This window comes from Paenibacillus sp. Root52 (assembly GCF_001426865.1).
Classification (GTDB): domain Bacteria; phylum Bacillota; class Bacilli; order Paenibacillales; family Paenibacillaceae; genus Paenibacillus.
Genome location: NZ_LMFO01000004.1, coordinates 111,855 through 130,971 on the forward strand (window position 1 = coordinate 111,855; position 19,117 = coordinate 130,971).

14 protein-coding genes are annotated in these 19,117 nt (G+C 45.3%); all 14 read right to left on the bottom strand.

Annotated features, from left to right (window positions below):
• Positions 1 to 16: 16 nt before the first annotated feature.
• A complete protein-coding gene (locus tag ASD24_RS30940) occupies positions 17 to 226 on the bottom strand; it encodes a hypothetical protein (protein WP_156395368.1) in 210 nt (69 codons plus the stop codon).
• A 123-nt stretch (positions 227 to 349) separates the two neighbouring features.
• Complete coding sequence (locus ASD24_RS07315; protein ID WP_056693758.1) at positions 350 to 2,257, bottom strand: helicase-related protein; 1,908 nt, start codon at positions 2,255 to 2,257, stop codon at positions 350 to 352.
• 258 nt (positions 2,258 to 2,515) lie between these two features.
• Positions 2,516 to 3,916 carry a helix-turn-helix domain-containing protein gene (locus ASD24_RS07320; RefSeq protein WP_235540447.1) on the bottom strand — a complete coding sequence of 467 codons (1,401 nt, stop codon included), beginning with the start codon at positions 3,914 to 3,916 and terminating at the stop codon, positions 2,516 to 2,518.
• A gap of 205 nt (positions 3,917 to 4,121) precedes the next feature.
• A complete protein-coding gene (locus ASD24_RS07325; protein WP_235540449.1) occupies positions 4,122 to 4,424 on the bottom strand; it encodes a hypothetical protein in 303 nt (100 codons plus the stop codon).
• A gap of 531 nt (positions 4,425 to 4,955) precedes the next feature.
• A complete protein-coding gene (locus tag ASD24_RS07330; protein WP_056693766.1) occupies positions 4,956 to 5,336 on the bottom strand; it encodes a hypothetical protein in 381 nt (126 codons plus the stop codon).
• 375 nt (positions 5,337 to 5,711) lie between these two features.
• Complete coding sequence (locus ASD24_RS07335; RefSeq protein WP_056693769.1) at positions 5,712 to 6,434, bottom strand: response regulator transcription factor; 723 nt, start codon at positions 6,432 to 6,434, stop codon at positions 5,712 to 5,714.
• Between the two features lie 4 nt (positions 6,435 to 6,438).
• A complete protein-coding gene (locus ASD24_RS07340; protein WP_056693771.1) occupies positions 6,439 to 7,599 on the bottom strand; it encodes a sensor histidine kinase in 1,161 nt (386 codons plus the stop codon).
• A 47-nt stretch (positions 7,600 to 7,646) separates the two neighbouring features.
• Positions 7,647 to 10,370 (bottom strand): stalk domain-containing protein, encoded by a 2,724-nt coding sequence (locus ASD24_RS07345; protein ID WP_056693774.1) that lies wholly within the window; start codon positions 10,368 to 10,370, stop codon positions 7,647 to 7,649.
• Between the two features lie 713 nt (positions 10,371 to 11,083).
• Positions 11,084 to 11,572, bottom strand: a complete 489-nt coding sequence (locus ASD24_RS07350; RefSeq protein WP_056693777.1) for a hypothetical protein — start codon at positions 11,570 to 11,572, stop codon at positions 11,084 to 11,086.
• Between the two features lie 28 nt (positions 11,573 to 11,600).
• Complete coding sequence (locus tag ASD24_RS07355; protein WP_056693779.1) at positions 11,601 to 12,197, bottom strand: hypothetical protein; 597 nt, start codon at positions 12,195 to 12,197, stop codon at positions 11,601 to 11,603.
• 337 nt (positions 12,198 to 12,534) lie between these two features.
• The gene (locus ASD24_RS07360) at positions 12,535 to 16,365 is read right to left on the bottom strand and encodes an S-layer homology domain-containing protein (protein ID WP_056693782.1); all 3,831 of its coding nucleotides are present in this window, start codon (positions 16,363 to 16,365) and stop codon (positions 12,535 to 12,537) included.
• A gap of 241 nt (positions 16,366 to 16,606) precedes the next feature.
• Entirely contained in the window at positions 16,607 to 17,809 is a 1,203-nt protein-coding gene (gene metK, locus ASD24_RS07365; protein ID WP_056693785.1) for a methionine adenosyltransferase, read from the bottom strand.
• Positions 17,810 to 18,066: 257 nt separating this feature from the next.
• Complete coding sequence (locus ASD24_RS07370; protein WP_056693790.1) at positions 18,067 to 18,342, bottom strand: alpha/beta-type small acid-soluble spore protein; 276 nt, start codon at positions 18,340 to 18,342, stop codon at positions 18,067 to 18,069.
• 148 nt (positions 18,343 to 18,490) lie between these two features.
• Positions 18,491 to 19,090 (bottom strand): hypothetical protein, encoded by a 600-nt coding sequence (locus ASD24_RS07375; protein WP_056693793.1) that lies wholly within the window; start codon positions 19,088 to 19,090, stop codon positions 18,491 to 18,493.
• Positions 19,091 to 19,117: the final 27 nt, after the last annotated feature.

Sequence of the window (19,117 nt, forward strand, 5' to 3'; positions counted from 1 at the left end):
CCGATCCATTCTTTCATCAACTCATTGTATTGGACAGCACTGCGGTTGCAGGTGAAGGAGCGGTTTTGCATATGCGGCCGGACACAGTCAGGGCACCCCATCCCTCGACCACACCGCGGACATCGGATGGAACGAATCCACGGAATTCGCTCCACACACTTGAGGCATATTCCAGGATACGTCGAAGATAGGAGCGCTCGTGTGTTACAGGTAAGACACGTCGCACCTGGCGGGGCGAGCAGATGGTGCAGTCGCTGGGTCAGTGGTTGTAGTTGTTCAGTAATTGCGTCGAGCCAATAAGGCATGAAGGGTAGCCTCCAGTCGTTGGATTGTTTTGAGCAGCCGTGAACTAACGTTGTTGGATCGGTTGTTTAGATGGTGGATGTAGATAGCCTTTGCGGCGGGCTATACTGTTCATTTTTTTGATCTGACTCACGGCTTTCACTTGAGATCGCGTACGGCGAGATGATGCAAAGACGACTCTTCCTGCTGGATCATCCATGGATCGCCCTGCTCGGCCTGCCATCTGCACGAGGGAAGCTTCGTCAAAGAGTCCATTATCTGCATCCAGAATAAACACATCACTCCGTGGAATGGTAACACCCCGCTCCAGAATCGTGGTGGTTACGAGCAGGCGGATGGTGCGTTCACGAAATGCGATGACTTTACTGGCACGCTCAGCGTCCTGAGATGACGTGCCTTCGATATGGATTTGTGGAAATTGACGGCGCATGAGGTTTACAAATGCCTCAATCTGCGCGATCCGGGTAACAAAAACGAAGATTTGCGCATCTCTCTGTAATGAAATCTGAATGCCTTTCTTAAGGGCAGCTGGAATGCTGCCTTGCCGAATGCACTGAGCCACTGTGGACATCTTCAATAGCTGAGGTACAGGTAGCGGGTAACGATGAAAACGGACAGGCACTCTCGCATGAAGCAATCGTCCTTGTACAACTTCTCTTTGCAGTTTGGATGGAGGAGTAGCAGATAAATACACAAAATGTCCGTCAGGCTTGCACGAGTTCGTCGCTGCATGGGCGAGCATAGGATCGTTGTGATAAGGAAATGCATCTAATTCGTCGATAATCACTAGGTCGAATCCTCGGTAGAAACGCATGAGTTGATGCGTAGTCGCCAAGGTGAGCTGGGCGTCTTTCCAACGTTCGGTACTGCCGCCATAGAGTGTCGCGAGCGAAATGTCTGGAAATGCCTTCGCAAGCCGCGGCGCTAGCTCCAATACCACGTCCCTGCGTGGTGTAGCGACGAGTGCCCGACCACCACGCTCCAAGATGTGGTTCAGCAGCGGGAAAATCATCTCGGTCTTGCCCGCTCCCGTCACGGCCCACAGCAAAAACCTCCCCGGCTCGCCCCCTACGGGTGGCTGAGCCAAAAAAGCCAGCGCCGCGGCCGCAGCCTCGCTCTGCGCAGGGCTAAGCCCCCACCGGCTCAGATCGCCGCCGGTGGAAGAACCGGCCGTGCCACGCGATGCTTCGCCGCGTACGGGCACGGCTCCAAGCGCTGCGCTACGCAGCAGCAGCGCACAGGCACGGCTGCGCCCCAGCGCGAGGCAAGCCTCGCAGTAGGCGCACGCCGCTTGGCCGCACGCAGCGCAGGGCACGCGCTGCTCGGCTACGCTGCCACACCGGCGGCAGCGCGGCGCGCTCTGCGCGCTACCAAGCCACGCACGGCGACGCCGCGTGGCAGGCCACTCTAGGGCGGCAGCGATGCTTAGCCGCCCGTGTAGGTGCGCGAGCTGCGCAGCCGCGCGCCAGGCAGAGGCAAGCGGCGGGGCGTTGTCCGCCAGCAGCGCCTCTGCCTCGGCCGCCAGCAATTGGCGGCCGTGTAATTGCTCAGCCAGCAGGGCAGCGCCCTGTTCGAGCTGAGCCCATGCCCAGGCGGGATATGACTCTGGCATCCCGCCTCCCCCACCCCGCAGTGCGGCAGCTTCATGCCTGCCGCCACCTGTGCTACGCCGGGCTTCGTGTTCCCCGGAAGCCCGCTCATACGCTTCTATTTTGCCGCGCACATAAGCCTGCCACTGCCCTTCCCGCCACTGATCCATATCTCGTTCCATACGAAAATGTTCTACGATCCAAGACGCCTGACTTAACGGCAATGCCTCATGCAACAATAGCCAACGAGACACAATTCGGCCGCTTGCCCCCTCCAACCACCAACTCACATCCACACGAACGTCCAGCGACAACATCATGTTCCATCCTAGCTCTACCCTACACACGTACAACGCCACTCTCACCAAGTTCTCCCCCTTTCTATCGTCACAACCCAATCAACCAAACTTACATCCAAATTAAGACACAAAAAAAGCACATGCTATCCCGGCAATTTGCCAGGCGCATGTGCTTCATGTCCATTGTTTAAACGTATTCTAAGACCGTTAGATAGTGTGGTGTATTGTATGTGCTGCCACACACTGCACGTTATCCATATTTATGTGCCCCAACCATGCCCCAACACATGAACTATGGAGGGGGTTGATGTAACTATCGCGACACTACAAAGAAGCAAGAAGAACAACATTTTTTTTCGCATTTAGTAGATGCACCTCACCTGATAATTTTTTGAATTCATTTTTTTCTTCAACACTCGCAAACGCTCTGCATTCCTCAAACAACGTCATACAGGTAATTATATTCTTGCCACTATTTATTCTAATAGATACCTGCAAACCTTCAAGAATATGTTTTATTGCAAGGGATGGATGCTTGCTCTGTTTGAAGTGGTATACAGCAAGATCACTGAGAAATTGAGCATATCCCTCTTCTATAATAGCTGGTTGGTATTCTCCAATCTCCGCCCTCTCACTGGAATTTGGAATGTAAGCCGCAAAACGTTCCAAGATATGGTCTATATTCAAATCATATTGATTAGCTATTTGAACAATGTGACGTACCCCAACAAATATTTCATCTTCTCGTGATGTTATGTAATCAACGTACTCATCCATGATATGAACTTCACCCGACATCAAACGATACAGATAGGCATTGGCAACTGCCCAGTCAGCGAATTGTCCAACTATACGTTGTGCCTCTTCATCTTTTTCGTGTACCCAGCTCTCCCCGTTAGCATATAAACGGGTAAATTCCAGAGCTCTGCTGTAGTCCCCACATTCTTCACTCGCAGTAGAACGAGCCAACAGACTATATAGAATATAGTAGTACAATGGTCGCTCCGTTCGTCGTCCCACTTCCTCCTTCCGTTTAGATCGTTGATTCAATTCATATTGAACTGTGGCAATACGATGCATATCCCTACCGAGGGAATCTACCTTCTCCCATTTGTGTACCATACCAAAAACATGCATGAGCTTCTTCATCGCATCAAGTTGATCCACTTCATCTAAACGATTCACATATAACTCGAATTGTGTTGCCGCAAGCAAATTTTGTTCCATGTCCGATCCCAATTCAATTTCAAACAATCTGTAATGACAACGAGCAAGTCGCTCCGAATGCTGATACTTCTCAGCTTCACTTACAGTACGATATAAAATTCTAGCTGCTAGCCTTTTATGACTCTTAAACAATTCTTCTGCCATGTCAAAAAGAATAGTGGTATAGGATAGGTCATCTATTAAACGATTCACGGCCTGTTCAATACAATCTAGTCGATCTAACTCGGCACAGCGAAAAATAAAAGGCCGAATCCGTCTAATCGAGACGGAGAATGCAAAACATTCTTCTATGTAATCATCAAAAAAATAGTCTTCAGGAAGTCTCATTCCAGATGTTATTCCGACAAGTTGGTTCATAGATATCGCTCTGTCTCCATGTAATATGCGGCTTAACGTACCCGAGTTGATACCCGACATCTCAGCAAATTGAGATAGATTCATGTTGTTTTTTTTCATATGCTGCATTAATTCCTGCCGAATAGAATTAGCAGTATCCAAAAGAAAACACCTCCCGGGCAACTAAAAAATCCAAAATTTAGTGTTTATAACCTATATATAGATGATCATAAATAAAAATCAAACGAAGGTCAATAACATAAATTCAGATATCACTCTCACATCTCAATAAAACGCAAAAAAAAGCACATGCTCTCCCGACGATTTGTCGGCGCATGTGCTTCCTGTCCATTCTTTTATACTCTCATTATTCTATACCCTGTTCTACATCCGTATCAGGACATGTATACCCTGGTTCCGCAGTACATACAAGAATAGACTCCCCAGGCTCAAGCATACGTCCATTATACATAAACCTAAATGTCGTTTCAGGTGAGGTACCATATATATCCGGAACATCTTGCCCATCCCAATCATCTACGGACATTTGCTCCTCTGTAGCAACTTCATCCATATGAAAAACGTCGGCAATTATTGCGTTTGGATCAACACCTAAGCCACTAATGATCATACCGAGCAATACCAAGAAACTAATCAAAGACTGCTTCAACCCTTTCACCCCAGTAATTCGTCCACCTCGCATATATGTACACATTCCAATCAATATCCATATTAAGTAATTATATGGACATTACTACCACCGGTCAACTCTCACATCTTCGTAAACATAAGACAACTATTAAGAAGCGAACTTAAAACTAGATTATATACTAAGCAAAATGCTTCTATTACTTCCCTTCAAGCCAAGGAAACAATTTACCCAATACAACACTTCCTTGCATTCAGCTAATAACGAGAATCTTTCTGATTATTATGCGAAACTTTTTCCAGAAGAAATCGTCTATACTTTTAAGTTAAGAATTCCGAGTTCAAATGAGTCTTTAGCAATTGGATATCTCTCGCAGTGCCCTGCTACACCCAATTCTTTAGCTCAATATCCATAGATTGCATAAAAACCCATTTACAATTTAATAGCAACCTTGACTACAATTACTACAATTACAAAAAAAAGACTACAGCCTAGGCTGTAATCTTTTCTGCGGATCTATACACACCTGATTACTTCAGGTCACAACATTGTTCACAGCTTAGGTTCACGTAGGTCAATTAAGCGAACGCCATGCTTCTCCGTCTGTAGAGCCCGTTCCATATCAGAGGGTACAGCAGACAGGTAAGATAGCTCCATGCCTTGCCTGAGCATTATCTTCTCAATAATGCGAACCGTCTCCGATTCCTTACGTTCAGCGACAACCGTCATCGTGAAGCTTTTTCCACGGTAGACCAATTCCCGGCAAAGTGCCCTTACAATACCTTCAATCCGATGTTCCTGATTAGAAGGAATGAGCAGAATCTGCTCGAAGCCTTCGGTTTCCGGACGGGATAGATGGCGCTGGTGTATCGCATGAACGGCCACTGCCGCCAGGAAGTATATGAGCAGAATCATAGTCAAATGAGCAACCATGGCAACTGCACCTCCTCGGAAGGTTATGCTCACCCATGGCGAACATCCCTGTATACAGCAGTATATGCCGCACACTACGAAGGGTTACAATTGCATATGTGAAGACTCACATCGCTCATCTCGCGTATTCCAAGACACTTTCTTGAACAACCTCTTATCCCCGATCGACGCTGGAGACAAAAGACCGGCCAGGTCATTACTCATCCATGCTCAACGTTGAACAGATGTTCTTTGCACCTTTACTCTTTGCTCATTTGCAGTAATAAAGTCTATTAACCCGCGGACTAATCCAGTATTTGGAAGAGGCGCGAGTGAACAGTAATCTATAATCAACCATTTCATTCATCATACATAGGTGCTTTTCATTAATAAAGATTAGAGCGTAACCCAACCATATTTGATCGAGTTGATAACAGCCTGTGTGCGGTCATCCACTTCCATCTTCTGCAGAATGCTGCTGACATGGTTTTTAACGGTTTTTTCACTGATGAACAAGAATTCACCAATCATTTTATTGCTCTTACCTTCGGCCATCAAACGCAGTACTTCAGCCTCACGACGAGTCAATGGGTTATTATCGCCAGCGACAAACTTCACGCCTGCCTCTTTGGAAGTTCCCTCACTCATCGCACCTGTTTCATTCAGATACGTCATACGACGCAATTGCATAATCAATTTCCCTGTTACTTTAGGGTGGATAAATGCATGTCCCTCATGAACAGAACGAATCGCATTAATTAGAGACTCTGCCTCCATATCCTTCAGCAGGTATCCATTAGCCCCTTTACGAAGCGTTTCAAATACATAACTCTCATCATCATGGATCGACAAAATAATAACTTTGACATCCGGGAACAGCTCACGCAATTTCTCTGTTGCTTCAACCCCGTTCTCGATTGGCATGTTGATGTCCATCAAGACGATGTCTGGTTTCTCCTGATTGCAGAATTCGAGCACTTGAATCCCATCGCCACATTCCCCGATGACCTCAATGTCGTCCTCCATATTCAAAATGCGTTTAAGCCCTTCACGGAACAGCTGATGATCATCAGCCAAAAGAACTTTAATTGATGTTTTACCAGTATCACGGTTTTCCATCCTGCTACTCCTTTCCCTTATCCACGTTTGTCGGGATATGAATCACGATTTTGGTTCCTTGATTTTCGCCCGATTCGATCTCTATTCTTCCTTCTAACAGTTCAACCCGCTCTCTCATCCCAATCAGACCGAAGTGGGTATGATCCTTGCTTTTCTTCGCAAGAAGCTCCGGTTTGAATCCAAGCCCATTGTCCTGAACGACAATTTTGACGAGCTGAGCCTGGTATGTAATTTCCACTACAACATAAGTGGGATAAGCATGCTTGGCCGCATTGGACAGTCCCTCCTGCACGAGACGATAGATCGCAGCCTCCATAGCAGAAGATAAGCGGTGTTCCTTGCCTCTGGTTTCAAAAAGCGACCGGATTTTTGTTTTTACTTCAAAATCCTGCACGTACTTGCGAAGCGTTGGAATTAATCCCAGGTCATCCAGTGCCATTGGACGCAGATTGAAGATTACTTTTCTCATTTCTTCAAGACTGGAACGAACCTGGCCCTTCAAATCTACTATTTCGGCTTGGACCATCTTAAAATCCTGCTTAATGAGCATTCTTTCTACAATTTCCGTCCTAAGCACTAGATTAGCAAGCATCTGCGCAGGCCCGTCATGAATCTCACGTGCAATACGTTTCCGCTCTTCTTCCTGGGCCAAAATTATTTTCAAACCAATCATTTGTCGATTTTTAGCATTTTCAATGATCCGGGTCACTTGACCCAATTCACCTGACAGGTACTCGAGTACAACACCCATTTGCGAACCGATGGTCTCGGCACGCTCTACGGAAGCTTCCACATTTTTGGCACGCTTCTGCAGATCATCCCGACGGGCTTTGAGATACATTTCCTTCTCACGATAAATCATCAGATCCAGCTGCAACTGTGTCGCTTTCTCATACGCCTGCTTGATATCATGCTCGGAATAGCGGACGAAGTCACGACTCACCTCGGTAAGCCGAATCCGGGAGCGGCGGTAATTCAGCTCCAATTGATCTACTTTCTCGATCGTTTCCGCCGCCTCCTTCAGAACAGACTTCAGCTCTTCATTGAGGGTCTTGAGCTCGTCGCGCGTCGAGTCCATGATTTCGAACATTTGATATTTGCTGTTTTCCATGACTTGTATGGCGTTTTTTATGACGCGGTCTATGGCATCGGCTTGTAAATCCACGTTTGTTCGACTCCATTTCTATCGTTTCCGGTATATATCATACCATATCACGATGAGATGGTAACGGTCTTCGTTTTCTGTTCCCATTTTACAGTCAATCCAAGTTGCTCAGAAACGAGACGAAGAGGGACTAAAGTCCTACCTCCTGATACATACGGAGCTACAGTTGCGCTCTGTCTTTTACCATTAATAATGAATTCTTTCTGACCAACCACCAGATCAATCAACTTTCCACCACGCAAAACGGTAATACGTTGATTTTTGCTATCCCAGCTCGCCTGTCCACCAAATGCATCCAATACATGCTTAATTGGCACATACGTAGTTCCATTTTTCAATACAGGTGCTGCATCGATCGCTTTCTTCGTTCCGTTAACGGTCATCGACTTCTGTCCAAGCACTAGGGAAGCTGTACCTGTCGGCAGTCCAACCTCGCTTGATTTAGATGGCATTGTGAAGGCAATATTGTCAAAAGCAACCTTACCTGTCATCGCACGCTCGTCTTGACCTTCTTCCACATTAACCACGTACACTCGCTTCAGCTTCGCTGGATAAGCAATGTTCAGACCGTTCAGATCAACATTCACTTTCTTCCAACCTGTCCAATCAATTGCCTTCGCAAGATCAGCGTAGACGGTTTTGCCATTCGCATCGGTGAACTCTGCACGGAGCCAGTTCAAGCTCTTATCACCCATCACATCTAGGGACATGGAGGTTGCCGCCGCAGATAATTCTCTACCAACTGTACCGTTTAGTTGTGCATAAGCATACATTTTACCTGTTCCTGCGGTCATATCATAGCCCAGTTCAAGCACCTTGGAACCTGACTTCTCGCCTGTTCCACTTACAACGGTTGCTGAACCAGTCACACCTGCTGCATTCGTAGTGAAGTTAATTGGATAATTCACGTTCTCAAAATTCTCCCACATCGTCTCACTCGCAGCAGCAGAGAGAACTACAACTGTGCTATAGCCATCATAACGACCGATCGCATAACCTACCTGTGCCCCCGAATTGACCGAAGATACCGTCAACTGATCTCCTGCTACCTTACCTTTGAATCCAATAAATTCCCAAGTTAGTGAATCTGCTGGAACCGTAACGCTCTGTCCATCTTTCGTCTGTGCAGTAACCGGGATAGATATCGTTGATCCTGCTTTCAGAGAGCCAAGCCCTGATCCTGCCTTCAGGGAAGACAATTCGTTTCCACCAAGTACGGTAACTTTAATGGAAGAGGAAGCGCCGTTGCTTGATGCGGTCAACGTAGCCGACCCTGGCTTCACGCCTTTGATCACACCATTACTCACATTAACAATGCCATTGTTGCTCGACTTCCATGAGAAGTTAAGATCCCCTGTTGCGATAGGATTGTAGTACGTGTCATAACCTTTGGACGTATACGTTCCCTGCTGACCAACTAGCAATGTTTTGCTACCGCTAATCGCGAAGCCTTTCAGTTTACCTTCTGGAGCCGTGGAGAATACTCCCAGTGTATTAACGACCTGGCGTTGCTCCGTACCATACTCTGTGTTGAAGGTAAGACCTGCAGACTGCTCTCCTAATGGACGGGTTACCATCGTGGTCGATCCACCGCCGTCCAGATTCATGCCTTTCCATACGCCGACACTGGTCATGAAGGATTGCAATTCGTTTAGCGACATACCGCTACTGTTACTATTTTTCTCTGCAGCAATAATGTATACATAACGACCATCCTGGGAGTATCCCACCGCTGTTCTTGCACGAACACCACCGATACCGGATGAGGCAATATTACGTGAAAATGCTGCCGCTTTGCCCCCATTCACCAGAATGGTGTGTCCGCCAATCATCATATCCAGATTACTTGGATCAACGGTTTGCCCTGTCGTTTTGGCTTTTAACTTATAATCCGCCGTCAGTGGCTGACCGACAGACAGATGACTCATAATCCACGTTGCCGCCGTTCCATGAGCACGCAAAATGTACCCATCTGCTGGTACCTTCATGTTCAGTGCTTTTTTATCGGATATTTGGGTGATCACACCATTCTGTACAAGCACCTCAGTTGGTGTGGTGGAAGGGTCATTTGGACGTTTATCTGATATCCAGGCTGGTGTATAAATATACATAGAGTTCGCATGACTGTATTTCACCGCACCGGATTCAACTGTATAATCCTCTTTATTTATCCCACGCAAAGCGAAGGTTGAACCATCACTTGCCTTGACCGAGCCATCAAAAGAATATTCATCAATCATCGGCTTGCCATCTTTGGTTACCGTGAGAGCATACATGCCTGACAGTTCAGAAGGTGTAGAGATCAGAACGCCATCAGATACTTGTCCACCAATGGGCGCCAGCTCGCCTGATACGTTGAAATAATCGCCATTTACCGCGGCAACTGCTTCGTTTTCCTTCGCCATGCCACCTGTGCTCTGTTTCGTGTTCAGCGTACCGCCTTTACCTGTCATCACATCTAGCTTCACATACGGATTCTGTAGATCCACTTGGATAACGTCGGCCAGGACATTCACCTTAGAGCCTGAGCGTGTTGTTGTATATCTGTATTTCATTAGCTTCGCACCGGAAGTGAGAATCTCCTCACCCAGCTTCGTTGTATTTGTAGATGCCGCTGCAGCCACAGATTGCCATGAGGTTCCAGACAAGACTTGTTGTCCTACATCCATAACCGGTGCAATCCAGATTACGCCTGCCAGCGTCACGATCATCCATTTCTTCGCCTTACTACCCTTAACGTCTACCAGCTGTTTCTCGCGTTTCCCCAGCATGTTCGAAACGTCTCTCCCATCTTGTATATCAATCTTAGAGATTACACCTCTCTACCAAAATGCAGAAAAAGGCTAGATCTCTAGCATACTCTTCTATTAATAGACTTCTATTTTAGGAAAAAGTTACGCCCATCACCAAGATTGAGGGTTATATTGGAATTCAAAAAAGCTGCCGCCTGTGAATTACAGACAGCAGCTTCAACGAATTGCTTAGATTTCTTTTAGAATGTACTTTATAAAGGGTACAAATGAAAAATACATCTCTACCGTTAGCAAAGAAGGTTAAGCCTAAAATTACCTAGATACATAATCTCTTATTTAGAATACTATTTTTCCTACTATATTCTAAACACCACAAACCTATTCTCCATTTTCTAGGTTAGCATTGAAATTCTTAAGTGCCTCTAAATATTGATTGATATTTTGCATACCGAACGCTTCTTTGCTGGGATCCGCAACAGAGAGGATCTTTAACCAATGTATCCTTCTCGGCATAGCTTTTTATTGCATTCATAATGTTATCTAGAATAATTTCATTGACAGTAATATCAGGTTGGGAAGAAGAGATATAAGCTGATCCACATACTGAAATCCCCCCTTCAAGTAGACTCTAATGTGCTTTTTACACACTGTCGACTTAAAGGGGTATTATCAAGTTCATCTCATAAAATATTTCCTATCTCTAGATTAATCTTTATAGTTGACCACTAAACTTAAATTATCTGAATAGGACGCCCCCAAATATCCAAGTAAAAAGTAATCTCGGAACTTAAGTTTACTTTCCTCCAGTCCGATTTATCTATTAAGAAGCTCTCTTTCCCAATTTCAGGTGATTCTACGGAGATATAAAAATTCTCATCTTCCTCAAATTTATTAGTTATTACTCCTGACAAAGGATCTCTTGTTAGTTCATTATTTATTGAAACGATGTAGAGATGCTTCCCTCTATTTAGATATTGATACGTTATTGCATCACCTTCCTTTAAATCAACGCATGATGGGCTTTCAAATCGTTCTGTTTGAGTACTCTCGATAGATTTTTGGGGATTATTGACGGTAACTTCACATATATTACCATTAAGTTCAACTGATTTTACATGCCTGCTGGTTTGCACAGGAATTGGATCTTTTGTGAAGAAGAAAATAACAATCATTGCCATAATAACTGATAAAAGCACTACTAAAAGCACTCCTTTTTTCAAAAAAAAACTCCCTCCTTCTTATTTGACTTTAATAGTATGTTCTCCAACCTGTCCATGCAGTAGGTTTGCCCTCATAAGTAACAATTACTGACTGCATAATATATCCTTTAGGGTTAGTCACATAAATCATTGTAGTAACTGTTCCTCTTTCAGAAACTTCGACATTGCCGAATAACGATGCTACTAAATATATTGCATCTCCAGTGGGTGTTTTCGTCTCTCTTGAAGCCAAACTCATGAGTTGCGAAGCAATTTTCCCCATAATCGCATCTGTTTTACCTTTTGTGTACGTTGTTTCATCATAGATGCAACCTGTGCAAAAATATTTAGAAGAATTTGCATAATAGACTATATTACTTTTTGGATTTACCATTACTTTCATATCTCTTGAAGTCTCATGTTGTAAAACAAATGTATTTAGTATAGGGTCACTTTGCTTTAAAAGTCCCTGCATACCTTTATTGCTGTTTCTTATCGCTTTTGCTTGATTTGCAGCTTGGTTTCGCTTGTTGTGTGCGTGAACCCACATTGATGAATTGTCTTTGGATCCTTTAAAAATCCCATCCCAGTAAACCCAATCTGCTTTTAAGGAATTTAACTTCCAGTTAATGTCGAAAACATCCATATCTACAGCAATATTTCAATAAAACCTTTTTTTAAACTCACGAAATCAAATTCCTCTTTTTTTTGTAATATCAATCCATTTAATCCCTAAAAAGATACTCAAATGGCTTGTGAATAATTAATATCGGCATTGTCCTAATTTTAGGTAATAGTAAGATAGTCCTTTTTTTATGGGATTATTATCCTTTTATAATTCAGATAACAAGAATTCATCATACATATAGTCAAAAAAAGAACACTTCAAGAAATGACTTTCTTGAAGTGTCCCTATTAATTACTTACCTTTAACCCCAACTCTGGATGAGTAACATTGTTGTTAATACGTTAATCTATATCCTTTACAGATACCCTAACTTATCCAATACACGCTTCAACATCACTGCTGCTTGCGCACGGGTCGCATTGCCTTGGGGTTCGAATGTTCTCGATGTCATCCCTTGAATGATTCCCTCCTGCACCGCTTTGGCGACAGAATCCTTGGATTGGATTTTCTTGTTGTCATTGAACTTCGATAAGATGGACATCGATGAAGAGTTCAGCACCGTTTGCTTACCTCCGTAATTCAAAGCACGAACCATCATAATCGCCATCTGTTCACGAGTAATCGGACGGTCTGGCTTGAATGTTCCATCGGTATTACCTGTAATAATTCCTGCTTCAGCAGCGGCACCGATATAGGCACTTGTGATACTTCCACTACGAACGTCAGGAAAACGACTTGCAGCGGTTGGTTCCCCGCTTAATCCTAGTCCTCTAGCAACTAATTCAGCGAACTCTGCACGTGAAATGTTCTCATTTGGACGGTAGTAGGAACCATTCGGTGCACTAATGATCCATTTAGCCGAAAGCTCCTTAATGACCTCACTTGCCCAGTGTGAAGCTGTATCCGGATAACTTACAACGTTATTAATCGGAACAATCGCCTGGTTGCCGTTCAGTTGTCCTTGGATTACTACACCACTAGCAATATTTTTGAAGGAGCTAGGCACATTCGAAAGTTTAAACGTCACTGGATCAACAAAGGCAAATCCAGACGTTAAGCTAGGCGTGTTGGCAGCCAGCTGCATCGCCAATTGGCTTTTAACTTTTTGCTCTACACGCTGATCATTCGTTCCATTGTTAGCAAATACATAGACATCTGTAGAGTTAGCTAGCTTCTGCGCTCTTGCGCTTGCAATCAAACTTTCCATTGTCCCTGATGACGATACAGGAACCGTCTCTAATTGAACATAGAAGGATGGAGCGGCTGCTCCTGTGGCTGTGCTTGTGTTAATCGGTGTAATCACCGTAGAAGCACCAATCGTTCCCATGCTCCGGTTCATCGCTGCCAGATCTAGATTAGCTAGCGGCACCGTCCAGAGACGATCACCATATTTCACACCAATCGAACCTGTACGATAGCTTACAGCCACCTGTGTCAGTGCATTCAATGGGAATCCAACAAACGCAGAGGACTCACTATCTGGGATTTCGAACACAATCGGTTGATTCAATTTCCCTGAAGCAGAAGCATATTCAAAGGACTGAATCAATTTCGTTCCATCCACATTGAACTGTCGCGTAGAGCGGTTAAAATGGGACATCGCAGGTACAGCAGAAGCTGTATTGTTGTTCATTACAAGTAACGGCTGACCATAGTTTGATGTATCCATTTCCGTCACCCAAACCGGACGGCTTCCCGTCTGATTGTTATTGACGTTAGTATTGGTCGTCTGTTGCAATGCAAGCGGCCCGAACGCTGGTACAGTTACACTAGATGCATCCCGAATTGGGACAGCTCCAGGTACATAACTTACCGTTCCCGTCTGTGCAGTTGTGGTTGATCCAGTCCCAATAGTAGACGTATCTAATTTCAATGTCACCACCGAGCCAGAAGCTGTAGCCGATAATATCGTTGCAGTTGAACTATTCACTACGACACTGAACTGAGGCAATGTTAATGCCGCCTCTGCTTGGATTGCATCACGGAAGTTAATCTGAACCGTATCCCCCTGAATGGTAGCTGACAGGATTTTGCCGTTACCGTACGTATACGTGACTGGCGTGAGATTCAGATATCCTGCAGGATTATTATTCAGATCCGTTAAGCGTAATGAACCCGGTACATAAGATAATGAAATATTTTGAGTATCCTTCACAGCCGAAGCCAGTGTCAAAGTAACCAGATCATCCTCGATCACCGAATCATTAACGTAGACCGGCTTGCCATCGACTAGAACGGAATACTGGCTATTCGTTGGTTTGTTCGTTGTATTCAATGGTTCATTGTAGCGAATCCATAATTTGTTACCACTGACCTCTGCGCTCTTGAACTCAGGTGGTTTGGTATCAATCGAGTTACGGACATAGAAACCACTGAATCCAGCAAGAGCTTGTCCACGTGTATCTTTTACAGGCCATGCGCCTGGTGTGTATGCAACACGAACCACTTCGCCATCCGTAATGGAACGACTGAGATTCAATGTCACAACCGAACTTCCGTTGATCGATATGCTATTGATGCCTACAGTCGACTGATCTGCTGTTACACTGAATTGTCTCGCAGCATCACTCGAAGTAATGTACACCGTTTCAGGATAATACAACGTAATGGTACTGTAGTATGCATTTCCTTCACGCGGCTTAGACATAACGGAGTCTAACCCGTTCTCTACATCTCGAGCGCCAAATGCAGCGGCAGCATTAGAAGACTGGTCGGTCACGCGATTGCCAGTTGTGCCAGGGGCATAAGCAATCCGTACAACCTGTCCTACTGCTACTCCCGTGCCCAGTACAACATACACACTGTCACCTGAGATGTACGTGGTGCTGACACTCCGATTTTCTCCGTTCACCGTAACCGTATAACTACTGCTTAATGGGCTGGTGCTGCTAAGCCACTTGTCATACGTAAGACGAATCGTTGAATTGTCGTGCATCTTAGACGTTTTCAGCACAGGTGCTGTTGTGTCTCTGCTTATTGTTTTGAATGCCCATGAGGTTGATCCATTCAGGCCGGCAAACGTATTGCCTGCTTGATCACGGAACGTATTTGCAGGAATATCGACAACATAATTCGTATTATTCTCCAACGAGCTGGTTGGCGTAACAATCAGCTGTCTGTTGTTCGAACTGAAGGTTGTTGTTGATGCAACCGTTGTTCCGTTTGATTTTTTGAGTGCGATCTGTCCTCGATACGTCGGATCGAGTTCCTTGCTAAACGTAACCGTTAACGTGCTGTTAAGAGCCGCATTGGTTGTTCCATTGGTAGGGGTTAACCCAGTCACCGTCAAGGCAGACGGATCAGACTGCACAGTGAATCCCCAATCCATACCGCTGATCGCACTGATGTCATTCCCCTGCTGATCTCGCAAAAATCCTTCAGGCATCACGATGTAATATGTATTATTGCTGTTGAAGTTTTTGACAGGATCAATCGTAATTGTCCGAGTTCCCAGACCTTTAATTAACGAAGAACCAATAGCAATTTCTTCAAATGGTGTACCCGTAGCATTTCCTTGGAAAATCTGAAGTGTACCTACACCAGCACCGACTGGCTTATCAAATGTCATCGACACACTGGAAGCAGGTGTCACCCCAAACGCTGCATTCTGAGGGGTTTTGTTCGTAATAGATGCTGTACCTACACCATCCGTATCAAACGTCCACTCTTTGTTCAATCCCGCAAAAGCAGCAGGTTCAGCACTATCCGTGTAGACAAATGCCCCTGCATCGATCTGAACATAGTATTTTCCCCCTGGAATTGTAGCTGAAGGTTCAAGTGTTATAGTTACAAATTGTCCCGTAGCAGGTGTTGTAGTTGAGTCATCTCCAGTTGGTGGTACTGCTGGACTGGTGATTGGCCCTGTAGTTCCAATAATTACTTGATTACTGGATACCGGTATCGAAGCAACCACCGTATCGTCATTAACACGTTTAATCGCTACTATACCTTTGTTATCCGTAGCTTTCTGAACTGGTCTGGCGAATTCAATCACCAATGGCGTAGAGCCATCGACATTTTTCGCATTTACTCCTGGAACTGTATTTACAATTCCTTTGTTCGTCAATTCACCAGCAGCATATGTTGCCTGCTCTACTCCACTCCAGCCCATTAGCCAGCCTTGTGCGGTCAGCATCACGATGAGAATGCCAAGTAAGCCTTTTCTCGCTATTCTATTCAAGTTCACTGATCTTCCCCCTTATCCTGTATTTCTTCTCCTGTCTGATGTACAGACCTCATTATGTATGTCGGCAAAACAAGGCATTTCGATTAGATAAATGGGGTATTTTGGTATTAATTTCTGAACTTCCTGTAGAATTTCCATCGGAATGAAGCACCTACTCTCACCAAAACAAAAAAGCTCCTGATTCCGTATATCGGAACCAAGAGCTCTCTTTAGATCGTTCTCATATTTTACTGGATTTAACTTACAGACCTGCTTGAGATTTCAAAAGTTCTGCTTTGTCCACTTGCTCCCAAGGCACATCCAAGTCTGTACGGCCGAAGTGACCGTAAGCAGCGGTTTGTTTGTAGATTGGGCGACGCAGATCCAGCATACGGATGATGCCAGCCGGGCGAAGATCGAAGTTGTTACGTACAAGCTCAACCAATTTTTCTTCGCTGACTTTGCCTGTTCCGTATGTATCTACGTTAATCGATACCGGATTGGCTACACCAATCGCGTAAGCGAGCTGGATTTCTATTTTGTCTGCAAGACCTGCTGCTACGAGGTTTTTCGCTACGTAACGAGCTGCATATGCAGCAGAACGGTCTACTTTTGTCGGATCTTTACCAGAGAACGCACCGCCGCCGTGACGTGCATAACCTCCGTAGGTATCTACGATGATTTTACGTCCAGTCAAGCCTGCATCTCCCTGAGGTCCGCCAATAACGAAACGTCCTGTTGGGTTGATGAAATATTTAGTCTGCTCATCCAGCAATTCGACTGGAACAACAGGCACAAGTACATGTTCTTTGATGTCCTTTTGAATCTGCTCAAGTGTGATTTCTTCCGCATGTTGCGTGGATACAACGATCGTATCAACACGTACCGGCTTATCACCGTCGTATTCAATCGTTACTTGAGTTTTACCATCTGGACGAAGATATTCAAGTGTACCGTTCTTACGCACTTCAGCCAGACGGCGTGCGATACGGTGGGATAGTGCGATTGGCAAAGGCATGAGCTCAGGTGTTTCATTCGTAGCAAAACCGAACATCAACCCTTGGTCACCAGCACCAATATTTTCTGTTTCGCGCGCAACTTGCTCTGGATCACGGTGCTCAAGAGCTGCGTTTACGCCTTGTGCGATATCAGCAGACTGCTCGTTAAGAGACGTCAGCACTGCACAAGTGTTGTAGTCAAAACCGTACTGGGCATTGGTGTACCCAATTTCCTTAATTGTATTTCGAACGATGGACGGAATGTCCACGTATTCAGACGCTGAACTGATCTCACCAATGACAAGCACAAGACCTGTAGCTACGGAAACTTCGCAAGCCACACGAGCGTTAGGATCGTTCGCAAGGAACGCGTCCAACACGGCGTCCGAGATCTGATCGCAAATTTTATCCGGATGTCCTTCAGTTACAGACTCCGAAGTGAATAGATGCCGGCCTTTAATAGACATTGAAGTTTCAACCTCCCATAACGAGTAGTATGGCGATTGCCCGAACAAAACATTTACGGTGGTTCGTTCACTGTACCCTCGAAGCTTTCCAGTCGGAATAAGGACGCGGAGTCCTAAGTTACGAAGATAAGGATTTTTCAGGTAATTGCCCCAATAAAAAAATCAACCTTCTCCTACCATGGAAAAGGTTGCATATCTAACTGCCATCTTATCGTATTTGTCAAGTAGTGTCAAACCTTGTTGATATGAAGGAAAAGCTATAATAAGTGCTGCTCTGCCTGGCGAATCAGCCTTTTGGTAATCTCTCCACCGACCGATCCGTTCTCACGTGATGTCAGATGTCCCCAGCCTTTGTATTGACCATAAGAGTGATTGATCTCGCCCAGCTCAGAGCCAAATTCAGTATCTGCACCAGCAAGACTCCCTTTACCGCCATACCCCACATTCAGACCAAACTCCGCTGCAATCTCATACTTCATCTGATCCAGCATTTGCCGACTTTCCGGTACCACTTTACGGTTGCTTCTAGCCATCGTTCCTGCACCTCCGGTTATTGGTTGTTTACAGGTTTAGATTGATCCAGAAGCAGGCTGGCTAGCCGTATAAATGTTTGTTAGAACTGGTTAATCTGCGCAATCGTTTATACATAATCATGAATAATTGCTACTACTTATGCACACTCTATTTAAGAGTATATCCGCCGCGTACCATAACAGTCAGGCTGTATTTGTTACCATCAAGAACGGCAATACCACGCCCATCCTTTGGAAAGGAAAGCAGATGATTGGTCGGTGCCTCTTGACCATTCGTCAGGTCTACCCCGTCCGTCAGATCGGCTACACCATTCGTACCCTCACTGACGATCACAGCTTTACCGCTACGTACAATGAACTCCGCGCCAGTTGCACCGATAAGCTGTTGACCCGGCTTCACCATAACAATTTCCAATGATTCCGAAGCACCGGATACTAATGGAGGAAGCGTCGTATCTCCACCTGTGCTCCCTGTAGAAGATATAGTGGAACCTGTACCTGACCCACCTGTGTTGCCTGAACCAGCGTTGCTGTTATCACCACTATTTGTATTTCCACCTGTCGAAATTTTACCGCCTAAGGCTTGTTGAATCTGCTGATCTACATAACTTTTGGTCACCACGGGATCATCTGCTGTTCCTGGCTGACTTGTTCCTGCACCAATTGCCGTATTGCTGTATACCGACCCAACCCACACGCCAACTCCAATGGCCAGCGCCGCCAGGGATACTTTCATATAAGGTTTCATCTGTCTATGTTCCTCCTCTGGTAATCT